Raw genomic sequence first — 15,015 nt, 5'->3', positions numbered from 1 at the left:
TTAACTCTCTAACCTTTCCAAGAACCTTTTTGCCAATCCATAATCAGGGTCAATTGCCAGCGCCTTTTTAAACATTATTTTTGCATCCTCTATATTGCCCTGCGCTCGATGTAGATACCCCATTCCAAAATGTGCCCGCTTACTTTCAGGGTAAATTTTTAACGCATAATGGAATGTTTTTTCTGCCGCAGCAAAATCTTTGGCTCGTACGAGGTCTGTACCCAGATCAAATACCATAGACATTGACGGGAGCATTGTATAGCCATAGCTTTTCGACAATTTAGCAAAATGACTTTGTATTTTTTCTACGGAGTTTAGGGTTTCATGGGCATTAAAGTTTGGATATTGTGCCATTAATAGCGAAGTAAAATCAGTCGCTGGTACATGTCCTTCATTAACCAACTTGGTAACATGATAACTTAGTTTCTGCGGTTTATGTTTGTTTAAGGTATCAGTAAAATCAGGCACAGACTCCGTCACCTCGACAAAGTCATCATCACTATAAATAATATGAAGATAGCGTTTTTCACCTAGCTTTTTCAACGGCCCTTGCTCGATCTGCGATTTAAGCACTTCTGGAGCCCAAGCATACATTGGACTGCTTGCCATGTAGCTGTTAAACAATTCTGGTTTTTTCAGTAGCGCATAAGTGCTAAAAAATCCACTATTGGAAGCACCAAATAACATTCTAAATGGCGCGGTACGGTACGTAGCGTCAACGTGCGGGATAAGTTCATTTTGCACAAACGCTAAGTAAGTATCCGGCGATTTAGTGTCGCCGGTTTGCCTGTTTGGCACCAAAACAAAGTTGCCATCTGGCAAATCTATCCCTATTAAAATCATCGGTGGTATTTGCCTGTCCGCCATAACATCAAGGGTAGAAGCTAATAATGCAAAGCGCGCTTTAAAATCAGATCCCATCATATAGATAACAGGATAGTTATTTTTCGAACTATCATAATTTTCTGGCAAATGAATAGATAAAGGGACTTCTTTATCAAGTGCTTTCGAATGAATCGATGAGCTCTCGCCAAGAGAAACTACAGGCTCTTTATTAGCAGCATGGGCCAAAAAACTGGAAACAAAATAAAGTATAAAAATAAAAGTGGCTCTGATAGAGGTAATCATTATTAAATCCTTAAGAGTAAAAAAACGCTATGCAGCGAAGGGATAAACGGAATCTAATGGAACAAAGTTAAAAACACCTGACTTTTCGATGACTTTTCACTGATTTTTCACTGATATTTCAGCATTGCTCTAATCTACAACTCTGGTACAGGATCTAAATCACAGATATAGTTCATAAGATGTAATGTGAAAGAACAAGCAGACTAAAGGCTTTACCATTGAGCGTGAGTCTTGAACCTACAGTAAATGTAACGTCAAATAAACTTGGAGACTTTTTAGCTGTTTAACCTGTTTTTCTAATTCCTGAATAGGGATTTGCGCAGATGTTAATGTACTGGCTTTAGGCGTAACACATTATTGCTCTTTTCTATATTGGCTAATTCAACGCTGGATTGACGATAATCCGGCATTCATCGCTGTGGCTGCATCTTTATGTTCATAACCGTGAACAATGACGAACTCTACACATTCACGTTTAAATTCTGCTGCTAATGTTTTCTTTGGCATTTGACCTCGTTAGTTCATTAAATTTTACCTCTAACAAAATCTCTAGTTAAATCATACCGCCACACATTTGAGTTAATAAGTATTGGATACAAAAAAGGCGAACCATTTCTGGTTCGCCTTTTTATTTAACACTCAAAATTTTCGAAAAAATTAGTCTTTATAAGTATCCACACTCGGACAAGAACAAATCAAATTACGGTCCCCGTATACGTCATCAATACGGTTAACCGTTGGCCAGAATTTGTTTTCTGCCACTGCTGCTACTGGGTAAACCGCTTCTTTAATAGAATACGCTCTGTCCCACTCGCTGGTAATGTCAGCCATAGTATGCGGTGCATTGTGTAACGGGTTGTCGTCGCTTGACCACTCGCCAGATTCAACTTTACGCACTTCGTTACGAATACAAATCATCGCTTCAATGAAACGGTCAAGTTCAACTTTTGATTCAGATTCCGTTGGCTCAATCATGAACGTACCCGCTACTGGGAACGACATCGTTGGCGCATGGAAACCATAGTCCATTAAGCGTTTTGCCATATCCACTTCAGTAATACCTGACTCGGCTTTAATTGGGCGTAAGTCGATTATACATTCGTGAGCAACACGGCCATTTTTACCTGCATATAAAATTGGGTAATGTTGGCTTAATTTAGTCGCTAAGTAGTTGGCATTAGTAATCGCGTATTTGGTTGAATCTGTTACACCTTTTTTACCTAATAAGGCAACGTATAGGTAAGAGATACAAAGAATACCGGCACTACCGTATGGTGCTGCTGATACCGCGCCATTACCTTTGTTGTCTTCAGTGATGTTAATCAATGAATGATCAGGTAAGAATGGTGCTAAGTGCGATTTAACGCCGATAGGTCCCATACCTGGGCCACCGCCGCCATGTGGAATAGCGAATGTTTTATGTAAGTTTAAGTGAGAAACGTCAGCACCAATGAAACCTGGTGATGTTACGCCTACTTGGGCATTCATGTTTGCACCGTCAAGGTAAACTTGGCCGCCGTGTTCATGAATGATATTACAAATTTCTGCAATTGTTGTTTCGTATACACCGTGAGTTGACGGGTATGTGATCATAATACAAGAAAGGCTGTCGGCTAACTCACTTGCTTTCGCACGTAAGTCGTCCATGTCAACGTTACCTTCTTTATCACAATCAACTACGACTACTTTCATACCAACCATTTGCGCTGACGCAGGGTTAGTACCGTGTGCAGAAGCTGGAATTAAACAAATGTTACGGTGTGCGTCGCCACGGCTTTCGTGGTATTTGTGAATAGCGATAAGGCCAGCATATTCACCTTGCGCACCTGAGTTTGGTTGCATTGAAATGTTGTCGTAACCTGTTAATTCAACTAACCAGTCGCCTAACTCATCAATCATTTGCTTGTAACCTTGAGCTTGGTCAACAGGCGCAAACGGATGCATGTTAGCAAATTCAGGCCATGATACTGGGATCATTTGTGCAGTTGCATTTAGCTTCATGGTACAAGAGCCCAAAGAGATCATTGAGTGATTCAATGCTAAATCTTTGTTTTCAAGCTTTTTGATGTAACGTAGCATCTCAGTTTCACTGTGATACGAGTTAAATACTGGGTGCGTTAAGATGGCTGACTCACGTTGTAATTCAGCAGGAATTGACGAATGACCACAATCAAGTATTTGCTGATCAAGTGCCGCAACGTCTAAGCCGTGTCCTTCACCTAATAAGATGTTAAATAAACGGTCGATGCTTTCACGAGTGGTCGTTTCATCTAATGAAACACCTACTTGGCCGTCAACGTCGGTACGTAAGTTAACGTTGTTAGCTAATGCACGAGCAACAATTTCTTCTTTACTAAAGCCATCAATGGAGTCAACGTTGAACGTTAACGTGTCAAAGTAATGCTGGTGAATTGCCGTTAAGCCTTTGCTTGCTGTACCTAAACATAAAATGTCAGTAAAACGGTGAATACGCTCAGCAATAACTTTTAAGCCTTTAGGACCATGGTAAACCGCGTAAAACGCTGCCATGTTCGCTAATAATACTTGTGCTGTACAAATGTTTGAGTTGGCTTTTTCACGACGAATATGTTGTTCACGTGTTTGCATAGCCATACGCAGTGCTGGGTTATCGCGAGTATCTTTTGATACACCAATAATACGGCCTGGTAGTGAACGTTTGTATTTGTCAGACGTAGTAAAGAATGCTGCGTGTGGTCCGCCATATCCCATAGGAACACCAAAACGTTGGCTTGAACCGATAACTGCATCAGCACCTAATTCGCCCGGTGCTTTTAATAGCACTAAGCTCATAATGTCAGCCGCTACTGCTACAATACCTTTTTTCTCGTGTACTTTAGCAATAAGCGCTGAAATATCACGTACTTCACCGCTAGCACTTGGGTATTGTAATAAGGCACCAAATACATCGTGATCAACTACTTCATCGGCTGGCGCGATAACAAGCTCAAAACCAAACATTTCGGCACGTTGTTTAACAACGTCGATAGTTTGTGGGTATACGTCGCTAGAAATAAAGAATAAGTTTGATTTCTTATTTTTAGATACACGCTTAGCTAAGGCCATTGCTTCTGCTGCTGCGGTACCTTCATCTAATAGTGACGCTGACGCTAGGTCTAAACCGGTTAGGTCTAAACACATTTGCTGGTAGTTCAATAATGACTCTAAACGACCTTGCGCAATTTCTGGTTGGTATGGCGTATATGCCGTGTACCAGCCTGGATTTTCTAACACGTTACGTAAAATAACGTTTGGTGTTAGTGTGCCGTAGTAACCTAAACCGATGTGGGTATCGTTAACTTTATTTAGATTTGCTACTGCTTTTAAATCAGCTAATGCCTGAACTTCTGTTTTGCTTTCTTCGATAGCAGGTAAATCAGCTAAACGAATATCACTTGGTACGATTTCATCAATAAGTGCATCAACAGAGTCAGCACCAATATCCGTTAACATGGCTTGCGTTTGCTCGTCATTTGGACCAATGTGACGACGAATAAAATCTTGTCTTTGCTCTAATTCAGCTAAAGATAAAGAGTCATTTGATTGAGTAGTCATAGAACAGCTTCACTATTAAAATTGAGAGTATTTAATAAAAAGAAAGCCCTGATGCAATGCTCAGGGCTTTTAATCTTTGTTAATTAACGATTAATCTTCGTCAATTGAGTTTTCGTAACCTTCAGCGTCAAGTAAGTTTTCTAACTCACCTTCGTCTTCAATTTTCAGTTTGAATAACCAACCGTCACCGAATGCGTCAGAGTTTACTAACTCTGGTGAGTCTTCAAGGTCTTCATTCACTTCAACAACTTCACCTGTTACTGGTGCGTAAATGTCAGAAGCAGCTTTTACTGACTCTGCAACAGCAACGTCATCGCCTGTGCTTACTGTGTCGCCAACATCTGGTAATTCAACAAACACCATGTCACCTAAAAGGTCTTGAGCGTGTTCAGTGATACCGATAGTAACGACACCGTTACCTTCGCTACGTACCCACTCGTGTGATGTTGCATATTTTAATTCTGAAGGAATGTTGCTCATTGTTTTGTTCCTAATCTTTATTTTTAAATTTGTTTTAACTTTACGTTCTATAGTATGAAGCTAGGCCTGTGCCAGTCAATCATACTATAGCTTAAATATTGTGCATTATTAACTTAGTTTACTAACTTAAAAGCTAGATCAACATTTTTAAAATACTTTCTTACCGTTACGCACGAAGCTTGGTCTAATTACTTGAACTTTAACTAGCTTTTTACGCATTTCAACTTCAACTGTGTCACCTACTTTAACGCTACGCGGCACACGTGCCATAGCGATACTGTGGCCTAGTGTTGGTGAGAAAGTACCTGAGGTAATAACACCTTCACCGTCAGCAGTAACCACTTTAAGACCAGAGCGTAATACGCCTTTTTCTTCAAGTACTAAACCAACAAGTTTAGGTTGGTCGCCAGCAGCACGTTGTGCAGCTAAAACTTCACGACCGTTAAAGTTACGATCTTCAGGTTCCCAGCTAATAGTCCACGCCATGTTAGCTGCAAGTGGTGAAACGCTTTCGTCCATGTCTAAACCGTAAAGGTTCATACCGGCTTCTAAACGTAAAGTATCACGAGCACCTAAACCACATGGTTTAACGCCAGCGTCTAGTAATTGTTGCCATAGGTCAGCAGCTTGCTCAGCAGGTAAAGCGATTTCATAACCGTTTTCACCTGTATAACCTGTTGTTGCAATGAATAAGTCGCCTGCTTGTGCTGAAAAGAATGGCTTCATGCCATCAACAGCGGCAGTTTGTTCTGCATTTAATAATGTCGCTACTTTCGCTTTTGCTTGTGGGCCTTGTACGGCGATCATGGCAAACTCTGGACGTTCAGTCACAGTAACGTCAAAATCAGCTGACTGTTCAGCGATCCAAGCTAAATCTTTTTCACGTGTGGCTGAGTTAACCACTAAGCGGTAATCAGTTTTAGTAAAGAAGTAAACGATTAAGTCATCAATGACACCGCCTTCAAGATTACACATGCCGGTATAAAGTGCTTTGCCTGCAACATCAAGTTTGGCAACGTCGTTAATTACTAGTTTACGTAGAAAAGCTTCTGCATCTGCGCCTTTAACGTCAACAATGGTCATGTGTGAAACGTCAAACATACCCGCGTCGGTACGTACCGCATGATGCTCTTCGATTTGAGAACCATAGTTGATTGGCATATCCCAGCCGTAGAAATCAACCATTTTGGCGCCAGCTTCAATATGCTTAGCATGTAATACTGTTTTATTTGTCATCGTACGTTCCACTTACGTTAGTTGTTTCATCTCAGTTTTCGTGCGCTATATGTCAGCACAGCAATTTACTTATCAAGTAAAACTAGGATAAAGACGGAAGATTTACAAAAAGTGGCCAAGATTATAACTGTGCGGAGCTGTTGATTCAACAGATAAAACGGCTTTTAAAAAATTTAAAATGGACAAATAAAAATATTCCAAATTATATTTTCAAAAGCACACCTTTAAAAAATATAATTCCACAGCAAGGTTGTAAATATCCTCACTAGCAAATTAAAATTTTAAATAAGCAGAAATAATAAAATTATCGATGTGAACAACCAGCTAACTTTGTATTAACTGGTTGAAGAAATTGAGGCTTTTCTTGACTGAACGGTCAATAAAAACAAGTAATTCAGCAATATAAAGTTTATTGGCGTGGCTTAGCTAAGTTTGGTAATTCACCTTTAAAGCCTAAGGCTTGGTTTACCATGAGTGTTTTAGCAGGTTTGATATTATTCAGTAACGACATACCTAAACCACGAATTAATTTTACAGCCCCTTGTTGTGGCGTAAATGCTTGCTTTATGGCTTCCATAGCGGCAATCATTTCAGCTGCTTCACTTTTTCGCCAGCGAGCATATTGCTGCAAGGGTTTATTGCTACACCAACTGTTGTTATCAACATCCCCGCTTTCTTGCGCTTTTGTCAGCTGTTGAGCAATGGTTTGTGCCAACGCTGCTGCGTCAAGTAGCCCTAAATTAACGCCTTGTCCTGCTAATGGATGAATAGTATGAGCCGCGTCGCCCACTAAAACAACGCGATCTTTAACAAATTCTTGTGCAATTCGCATGGTTAATGGATGAGTAAAACGTTCACTTGCTAGAGTCACTTGCCCTAACTTTCCATCACTGGCGGCAGTAATTTCTTTAGCAAACTCTTCTGTTGGCAATGCTGTTAATCGTTCAGCCTCTTCTGGGCTAGTTGACCAAACTATTGAGCATAAATCGTCTTGAAATAAAGGTAATAAAGCTAACGGACCTGTCTCTAAAAATACCTGCCACGCTGTATTTTGATGACCTTGTAAGCATTTCACCGTTGCAACAATGGCATGGTGATCATAATCACGAAACGTTAATGGTACTTGCATTTGCTGACGTACCCATGAGTTTGCGCCATCTGCCCCCACCGCAAGCTTAGCGATTATTGGCATAGCCGCACTCCCGCCAGCCTGATTCGCTTCAAAGGAGGCAAACACTTCGTTATCACCAACGCTTAGTTGCTGCAATTTATTATCAGTAAAAAATGTTATACCGCTGTCTTGTTGAGCTTTATGCCATAAAGCATTGCGGATAGCCTTATTTTCAATGATATAGCCTAACTGTTCTGGCGCATTGGCAATCGCGGAGTGACTAACATCTGATAGTGAAAAATCTAATTGTCCATAGCCCGCTTTATCCCATATATGCATGTCAAAATATGGCTGAGCACGCTGAGCGATAATGTCTTGCCAAACATCAAGGTTAGTGAACATTTGCTGACTTGCGGCATTAATTGCGCTAACTCTAACTTCTGGTTCATTACTAAGTTCGTCTACCGGTGTATTATCAACAATGGCAACGTTCAGCTCTGTTTGTTGGCGAACTGCAAGCGCAAGCGTTAAGCCCACCATGCCACCACCAACAATTAATAAATCAAATTTTTGCATTATGTTTCACATTTATTTAAATAACGAATAGCGCAACCACTATTACCAAATTGCTAATCTTTCTAATTAATAGCCCATAGTTTTCTTAACCAAGGCATTTTTTAAGCTGGGTAAGTAATTTAAAACTTTCAAACCAATATTTCGCCCTACCACTAAAGGCGGCAGTTCATTTGAAAACAAAGTCACTAAAGAGTCGGTTAAGGTGATCACGTGTTTTTGATCTTGCTTACGCGCTTGTGCATAAGCCATTAAATGTTGAAAAGCACCAATATCATGCTTATTTGCTATCGCTTGAGCAATGACCTGCGTCATATCACTAACGTCACGCAAACCTAGATTAAACCCCTGCCCAGCAATTGGATGAATGGTATGTGAAGCATTACCAATTAACGCCATACGGTGATAAACCTGTTCTTTGGCTTGTAATAATTTTAAAGGATATACAACGCGCTTGCCCACCTGCGTAATGTTACCCAACCAATGGCCAAAGGCGTTTTCTAGTTGCTTAGCAAATTCATCGTCAGCCAAATTCGACATTTGTTCTGCAAGTTCTGGTGTTAATGTCCACACTAAAGAACATCGACCCGAAGTGCTATCCTGACTTACTTTACTTGCGTGAGCTGCGTTTGAATTTGTCAGCGTTGAAAGCGGCAACATAGCAATTGGGCCGGTTTCTGTAAAACGCTCATAGGCAATGTTTTGATGATGCTTTGCAGTTCCAACATTGGCAATTAATGCAGATTGCTGATAATCAGCACTGGTTGAGCCAATATTAGCAAATGTTCGACAAGCAGAATGAGCGCCGTCACACGCTAACAACAATGCTGCGCTTAACTGTTTACCCGAATTTAATTCAATATTAACTTGTTCACTTTGCCATTGAATATCGCTAATACTGTCGGGAGCAAACCAAGTTATGTTTTGTTTAGGGGCCAAAGCTTTTAATAGCGCATTGCCAATAAAAGACATTTCAGCAACATAACCTAAAGCATCAACTTGGTGATGCTCTGCATAAAGTCGAGCTTTTCCGTAATGACCACGGTCTGAAATATGAATATTATTAATTGGCTCGGCATGGGCTTGTAAATATTGCCAAGCGCCAACGCTTTTTAAATATTCTGCACTGCCATGGGATAACGCCAAAACGCGATCATCAAAACTCTTTGATGGATCCGTTAATACCGGATTAGCTTCAACAATTGCAATACGCAAAGAAGACTGTTGATGGTTAACGAGTGCAGAAAGGCTTAATGCCATTAAGGCACCTGATAAGCCACCACCAGAAATAACCACATCAAAATGTTCATGCTCTGGTTTATTGGTTTGGTCGCTATTTGAGCTATGCTCACTGTTATTCATCGTTAACCTATTCTTTTACTTATTACGGTGGTGACACAAAGTGTACCCTGTTAAGTTGGTTATCACTTTGTGTTTAATCAATGCTTTACAGTATTCATTTGGTATTAGCCATCAATTGTTCAATTTCGACGATGGTTTTGGGTGCATTAACAGTTAGGTTTTCATAGCCTGTTTCAGTGACCGCAACATTATCTTCAATACGAACACCAATACCGCGCCATTTTTCATCAACACTTTTATCATTTAGTGGAATATAAATGCCAGGCTCAATGGTCATCACCATATTAGCGGCAAATGGACGACATTGTTCTCGTTGCGCATTGGCGTGATAATTACCAACATCATGTACATCAAGCCCGAGCCAGTGCCCTAAACCATGAATAAAGTATTTCTTACAAGCACGTTGCGCCAATAATACTTCTAAATCGCCTTTGAGAATGCCTAAGTCGTATAAACCTTGAGTTAAGAAATTACAAACAATACGATTTAATTCAGCAAACGTTTGCTCGGGTTTAATCGCTGCTATGGCTAAGTTTTGACTATCAAGCACTAATTGATAAATGATGGCCTGTTCATGACTAAATTTACCATTAACCGGAAATGTTCGCGTAATATCAGCAGCATAGCCTGCTAGCTCGCCGCCGGCATCAATTAGTAATAAGTCGCCATCATTTAATGCTTCATCATTATCGGTGTAATGAAGAATATTGGCGTTATCACCGCCAGCAACAATCGAGCTATAAGCGGGGTGACGTGCACCATTGCGCGCAAACTCGTGTAATAATTCCGCTTCTATTTGATATTCAAATTTACCAGCGATTGTTTTCTGCATTGCTCGTTGATGTGCAGCACCGCTAATAACATTCACTTGTCGCATGATATTGAGTTCAGCGCTTGATTTATGCAAACGCATCTCATGAATAATATCGCTGCAATCTAATAAAGATTTAGGCACTTTTGCACCAGTACGCACAGCCTTTCTTATATCAGCTAACCAAGACATAACTTGCTGTTCGAATGCTGGCTCTCCTTGCTGACAGATAAGCACCGCATCTTTACCTTCAATTAACGGCAAAAGTTGCTCATCTACTTCTAAGAGACTAAAACATATATCAACCTGATAATCTGTTACAGCGGCAATTTGCCCAACACGTCGGCCATGCCATATCTCTTGCAAAGCATCTTTTTCGCGTGAGAATAAAATACTTTGCGCTTGCCCATTAGCATTTTTTACCAAGGCCAAAATAGCATCTGGCTCATTAAAGCCGGTAAGAAAATAAAAGTTCTTACTTTGGCAAAATGGGTATTCTGTATCGTTACTTCGTGTAACTTCTTTACCTGCCGAGATAATAGCGATGCTGTTCACGGGCATTTGCTGAATGAAATCGCTTCGACGCTGGCAAAACTCTGCAGCAGGTAATAAGGTGTTTTTGATCATTGATGTCAATTTCAGGTTAGATAATTGTTGAATAACATAATTACTTATTCGAGTTAAAAACTAGTGCAATGTTGCTTCTTTATCTTTCGATGCTGGTGGTGTACCTAACTCAGTAAAGCACAATAAGGCAGATATTCTGACGTATTCTGCGATTTCAAAATAAGCTTGCTCTGTATCTTCGTCTTCTTCCATTTCATCAGATAAATTAGCAATTTCACCAAAATCAGTCAGTACTTCTTTAACGTCATCAGAGAAAGTTGTATTTTTAGTTTGCTGTAAACCAAAGCCCAAGTTAAATCCTTGCACCCACTTACCTAATGCATGACCACGTTCAACAATTGAGTCATCATCGTCAGGTAGCATCAGTTGAAAACTGTATGATTCATCCAAAATTTGTTGCCAAATATCACTGTAAATATCTTTAACTAAACTTTTAACTGCAGCAGGCAAACCTTCTGCGTTATTTAACATGTCGTTGACCATAGCAATGTAATCATTACTTTCAAACTCAAAGCCAGCAGAAATCAAACCAGTAAGAACACCATGAATTTCTGCCGCATGCGCTTCAACACTTTCACTAGTTAAAACAGCTTGTGCAGAGGAAAAATCTAAAGAGGAGTTGTCAGCCATAAAAATATAAATTCAATCGAGGGTATATTAGCGGCTATCGTAACACTGGCCTTGCTTTGATTCCAGAAAAAACCATAGAGATCACTTGCATAGTGCAACACTCGCCGTTATAGTTCCTCCTTATGGCAGACTAAGTTTTAGTAATTATTTACTTTTATTAGAGTTAATTAGCACTAGTTAGCTGCCAACAGCAAAATTATATTGAGTAGTTTGCTCAATGAACTAAATGACTGCTTTGAGAAAAACAAGATAATGAGCCAACACACAGTAACAATAAATGTTGCCAACAAACGATTAAAAATCGCTTGTCCTGCTGGCCATGAATCGGCGTTATTACAAGCTGCTGATGAAATTAATAAACGCTTAGAGCATGATGCGAAAAAAAGCCATTCAGCTAAAACACCTGAACAAGCATTAGTGATGATGTCCCTCAATCTTGCCAATGATTTAATTCAAGCACGTACTGAACTTGCTCAAGAACGTGAAGAAATGCAAAGCAAAATTGAATTGCTGCAAAATACAATTGAACAGGCAGTTAACCCCACTAAAACTGCGTAATTAGTTTCTAGTTGTTCAAAATTTAAGTATTTACTTTCCTCGCTTGTTTAAAGAAACTTCAAATCGTTCAAGCATTAAGCATTCAGGTCTTACAAGTAATAAAATACTTAATACCACCAGAATTATTAGCTATAATGAATTTGTCTTCTGGAGTGTTCGTTTGCGAACTACGTCCCTGAGCCGATAAGTTTTACCTAAGGATTTTGACTATTAGCTATTGTGCAAGCCCGGCTCGTATCGGGAAGCCTACGGTTAGCATGATATTTCCGCCCTGAACACCCGGTGTTCAGGACTATTGTGAGCTGCGGCATTCTGGAAGTCACCTATCTTCTTTATCAAAAGAAACACGCTCCAGCTAAATTAATATATCAACGATATTTCCGCATACTCTCTAGAAAATCACCCAGTGTTCTGAACAACCGTGAGCTGTGGCATTCTGGAAGTCACTAACTTTTTCGAAGTAATAACTTCCCCTCACTCTTTTCGCTTATTAAAAGTATCAATAACATTAACTTATACTAGCTTGTTGCTTACTTTGGGTGAAATCTGGTCTTGGTAATTTATCTAAGACACTGTAAAGATAAATAACAAGTAGCGTTAAGGCTGCAGTCGTGAAAAACAACCATGAGCCACCAAATTGATCGAGGATAATACCACCACCTAATGGCGCAATTGCAAAGCCAAACTCATAAAACGACGCAGCGCCAAAGTATGCGCCACGTAAATGATCTGGAGCCAGTCGGTCAATATGCACATTCATGGTCGGAAATAAAATAGTTTCCGCTAAACTCATAACAACAATAGCGCCTATCCAGCCCCAAAAAAGTGTCAACGGGTTCACCGCTAACCATATCTGTGAGCACATCAGTAAAACTAAACCTACATGGATTCGGCTAACCAACGACAAACTTGCCATTAATTTTAGTAGTAAAAATTGAGTTGAAATAATAACGACTGCATTAGTAAAGATCATCGCAGAAATAAGCTCTAGCAAATCAGGAACTTTCGCGCGCGTTAAATACTGTATAAGCGAGCTGTCCATTTGCGCATAGATAAACATGCACAAAATATTAGCCAAAATTAGGCATTGCAATAACTTATCCGCAATCAAGACTTTAATAATTTTGTTGTCGCTATCACTCGCCACTGGTGTGTTAGTCGCCGCTTGTACTGCCGATGAACTTGTAGCTTCAGTAGCAACTTCTTTAGTTAATTTTGCTAAATTCTGTTTACTATGTCGGTGAAAACCCCACCATAAAATAACGAGTAAGAATGCAAAAGTACCAGCGGTTATATAAAAACTTGATTGCTCTCCCGTTAAACCTAACCATAACCCTATCATCGGCCCTACTGCGCAGCCGACATTAACGACAAAATATAATGATTGCATGGCAAGTTCGCGAGTATTTTTATCTTTAATAATATCGCCAATTAATGCGGAAGTTAACGGCCGCCAGAGTGCAGTAGCAACTGAGCATAAAGTTATAACGACAGCATAACCAGCAATAGAATTCACTTGTGCTAATAAGGAAAAAGAAATGATGTACAAGGTACCGCTGAGGTACATTAATGGTCGACGTCCAATTCGATCAGATAGCACACTACCGACAAAGCTCACTAAAACAGAAATAATGGCGGCACTTGAAAGGATCAGTCCAACATTGGTAGCTGACAAAGCAAATTTTTCATAGAGAATTACAGCTAAAAACGGCCACACCATATAATAACTGCCGCGAGTAATGAACGAACCAAATAATAAAATCCACATTAATAACGGAAATTGTTTAATTCGTGCTAATGAAACATCGCTTTTCATTGGTTATCCTTTTACCTTTACTTCGGCACTCAGGATATATACAAACTAAATACTTTACAAATTATTTAGCAATTCTTTGCTTAACTTCACCATTAATTAATAGACCTACTTTGCCTGTTAATAATATACTTAACTTAGTTAACTTTTTCTTATGTAAAGCTGCATAGACGTAATGCCCATAGACTGTAAACTAAGTGTTCAAACATCGACAAATAGTCAATTGAATAACCAACATACTAGCGACGAACGACCCATTGGAGTTTTTGATTCCGGTATTGGTGGTTTATCTATTATGCAATGTATTGCTCAGCAGCTGCACAATGAAAACCTTATTTATGTAGCTGATACTTTGCATGCGCCTTATGGTGAAAAATCCACACAATTTATTCAACAACGAGTTAACGAAATTGCAAATTGGTTTATTGAAAGAAATACCAAGGCAATTGTTGTCGCGTGCAACACAGCAACGGTTAGTGCCATTGATAAGCTTCGTGAAAATATAAATATTCCAGTAATCGGCGTAGAACCTGCGATTAAACCAGCGGCAAACTTAAGTAAAAATAAAAAAGTAGCTATTTTAGTCACTAAAGCAACATCTGAAAGCCAACGCTTCTTATCATTAGTAAACCAATATAGAAATAATAGTGATGTTTATATTCAACCTTGCCCAGGTTTAGTTGAACTGATCGAGCAAGATCAAAAAGATTCATCAATCTGTAAAGAGTTACTTTCAAGCTATTTACTGCCCTTGCTTAATAAAGGCGTTGATACCATTGTCCTAGGGTGCACCCACTACCCATTAGTAAAATCTATGATCAGTGACATTTGTGGTCAAAATATCATGATAATGGAAACCGCGCTGCCAGTAACAGAACAACTGCAAAGACGGCTTAATTCAAATAAAATGCTTAATAACAGCAAAGAGCTAGGTACTGCATATTTTTATAGCTCTAAAAATTGCTCTGCTCAACAGCAGCTTTTTTCACATATTTGGCAACGCCCTCTTCTTGTCAATAAATTTTTATAAACCGTCAATATTGCTAACAAGCCTTAAAAATACTAGGCGATTTGCAATTAAATTGACTCAGCTCAAAGACGTTTAGCCATCTA

12 protein-coding genes and 1 other RNA gene are annotated in these 15,015 nt (G+C 39.5%); 3 read left to right on the top strand and 10 right to left on the bottom strand.

The features are described 5' to 3' along the window. The 9 genes from AC27E9_RS11245 to AC27E9_RS11205 form a co-directional block, all read right to left on the bottom strand. Positions 1–1,128: an alpha/beta hydrolase-fold protein gene (locus tag AC27E9_RS11245; RefSeq protein WP_487130214.1), complete on the bottom strand. Its 1,128-nt coding sequence runs from the start codon at positions 1,126–1,128 to the stop codon at positions 1–3. A 381-nt stretch (positions 1,129–1,509) separates the two neighbouring features. Continuing rightward, positions 1,510–1,635 carry a hypothetical protein gene (locus AC27E9_RS11240; protein WP_487130212.1) on the bottom strand — a complete coding sequence of 42 codons (126 nt, stop codon included), beginning with the start codon at positions 1,633–1,635 and terminating at the stop codon, positions 1,510–1,512. Positions 1,636–1,785: 150 nt separating this feature from the next. Then, complete coding sequence (gene gcvP / locus AC27E9_RS11235) at positions 1,786–4,701, bottom strand: aminomethyl-transferring glycine dehydrogenase (protein ID WP_487130210.1); 2,916 nt, start codon at positions 4,699–4,701, stop codon at positions 1,786–1,788. 90 nt (positions 4,702–4,791) lie between these two features. Further along, positions 4,792–5,181 (bottom strand): glycine cleavage system protein GcvH, encoded by a 390-nt coding sequence (gcvH, locus tag AC27E9_RS11230; protein ID WP_487130208.1) that lies wholly within the window; start codon positions 5,179–5,181, stop codon positions 4,792–4,794. A gap of 147 nt (positions 5,182–5,328) precedes the next feature. After that, complete coding sequence (gene gcvT, locus AC27E9_RS11225; protein WP_487130206.1) at positions 5,329–6,417, bottom strand: glycine cleavage system aminomethyltransferase GcvT; 1,089 nt, start codon at positions 6,415–6,417, stop codon at positions 5,329–5,331. A 409-nt stretch (positions 6,418–6,826) separates the two neighbouring features. Next, positions 6,827–8,104, bottom strand: a complete 1,278-nt coding sequence (locus AC27E9_RS11220; RefSeq protein ID WP_487130204.1) for a UbiH/UbiF/VisC/COQ6 family ubiquinone biosynthesis hydroxylase — start codon at positions 8,102–8,104, stop codon at positions 6,827–6,829. A gap of 66 nt (positions 8,105–8,170) precedes the next feature. Next, positions 8,171–9,463 (bottom strand): 2-octaprenyl-6-methoxyphenyl hydroxylase, encoded by a 1,293-nt coding sequence (ubiH, locus tag AC27E9_RS11215; protein WP_487130202.1) that lies wholly within the window; start codon positions 9,461–9,463, stop codon positions 8,171–8,173. Between the two features lie 94 nt (positions 9,464–9,557). Next, the gene (gene pepP / locus AC27E9_RS11210) at positions 9,558–10,901 is read right to left on the bottom strand and encodes a Xaa-Pro aminopeptidase (protein WP_487130200.1); all 1,344 of its coding nucleotides are present in this window, start codon (positions 10,899–10,901) and stop codon (positions 9,558–9,560) included. Between the two features lie 60 nt (positions 10,902–10,961). Further along, entirely contained in the window at positions 10,962–11,531 is a 570-nt protein-coding gene (locus tag AC27E9_RS11205) for a UPF0149 family protein (RefSeq protein WP_487130198.1), read from the bottom strand. Positions 11,532–11,783: 252 nt separating this feature from the next. On the opposite strand from AC27E9_RS11205, the gene AC27E9_RS11200 reads away from it, so the two are divergent. Together AC27E9_RS11200 and ssrS are read left to right on the top strand one after the other, a co-directional pair. Beyond that, positions 11,784–12,089, top strand: coding sequence for a cell division protein ZapA (locus tag AC27E9_RS11200; protein WP_487130196.1), 306 nt, complete (start codon positions 11,784–11,786; stop codon positions 12,087–12,089). Positions 12,090–12,230: 141 nt separating this feature from the next. Further along, positions 12,231–12,412: non-coding RNA, 6S RNA (gene ssrS / locus AC27E9_RS11195), on the top strand. A 185-nt stretch (positions 12,413–12,597) separates the two neighbouring features. Here the strand turns inward: ssrS and AC27E9_RS11190 are convergent. Continuing rightward, a complete protein-coding gene (locus tag AC27E9_RS11190) occupies positions 12,598–13,905 on the bottom strand; it encodes an MFS transporter (RefSeq protein WP_487130194.1) in 1,308 nt (435 codons plus the stop codon). A gap of 172 nt (positions 13,906–14,077) precedes the next feature. On the opposite strand from AC27E9_RS11190, the gene murI reads away from it, so the two are divergent. Then, positions 14,078–14,932: a glutamate racemase gene (gene murI, locus AC27E9_RS11185; protein ID WP_487130192.1), complete on the top strand. Its 855-nt coding sequence runs from the start codon at positions 14,078–14,080 to the stop codon at positions 14,930–14,932. The last annotated feature ends 83 nt before the right edge of the window (positions 14,933–15,015 follow it).

The organism is Colwellia meonggei (genome assembly GCF_057537295.1).
Note: the sequence above shows the minus strand (reverse complement) of the source record. Positions and strands in the feature narration are given on the sequence as shown.

Excerpts from the sequence above, each read along its gene's own strand:
- AC27E9_RS11245 (WP_487130214.1), bottom strand. The coding sequence starts at position 1,128 with ATGATTACCTCTATCAGAGCCACTTTTATTTTTATACTTTATTTTGTT.
- AC27E9_RS11240 (WP_487130212.1), bottom strand. The coding sequence starts at position 1,635 with ATGCCAAAGAAAACATTAGCAGCAGAATTTAAACGTGAATGTGTAGAG.
- gcvP (WP_487130210.1), bottom strand. The coding sequence starts at position 4,701 with ATGACTACTCAATCAAATGACTCTTTATCTTTAGCTGAATTAGAGCAA.
- gcvH (WP_487130208.1), bottom strand. The coding sequence starts at position 5,181 with ATGAGCAACATTCCTTCAGAATTAAAATATGCAACATCACACGAGTGG.
- gcvT (WP_487130206.1), bottom strand. The coding sequence starts at position 6,417 with ATGACAAATAAAACAGTATTACATGCTAAGCATATTGAAGCTGGCGCC.
- AC27E9_RS11220 (WP_487130204.1), bottom strand. The coding sequence starts at position 8,104 with ATGCAAAAATTTGATTTATTAATTGTTGGTGGTGGCATGGTGGGCTTA.
- ubiH (WP_487130202.1), bottom strand. The coding sequence starts at position 9,463 with ATGAATAACAGTGAGCATAGCTCAAATAGCGACCAAACCAATAAACCA.
- pepP (WP_487130200.1), bottom strand. The coding sequence starts at position 10,901 with ATGATCAAAAACACCTTATTACCTGCTGCAGAGTTTTGCCAGCGTCGA.
- AC27E9_RS11205 (WP_487130198.1), bottom strand. The coding sequence starts at position 11,531 with ATGGCTGACAACTCCTCTTTAGATTTTTCCTCTGCACAAGCTGTTTTA.
- AC27E9_RS11200 (WP_487130196.1), top strand. The coding sequence starts at position 11,784 with ATGAGCCAACACACAGTAACAATAAATGTTGCCAACAAACGATTAAAA.
- AC27E9_RS11190 (WP_487130194.1), bottom strand. The coding sequence starts at position 13,905 with ATGAAAAGCGATGTTTCATTAGCACGAATTAAACAATTTCCGTTATTA.
- murI (WP_487130192.1), top strand. The coding sequence starts at position 14,078 with ATGCCCATAGACTGTAAACTAAGTGTTCAAACATCGACAAATAGTCAA.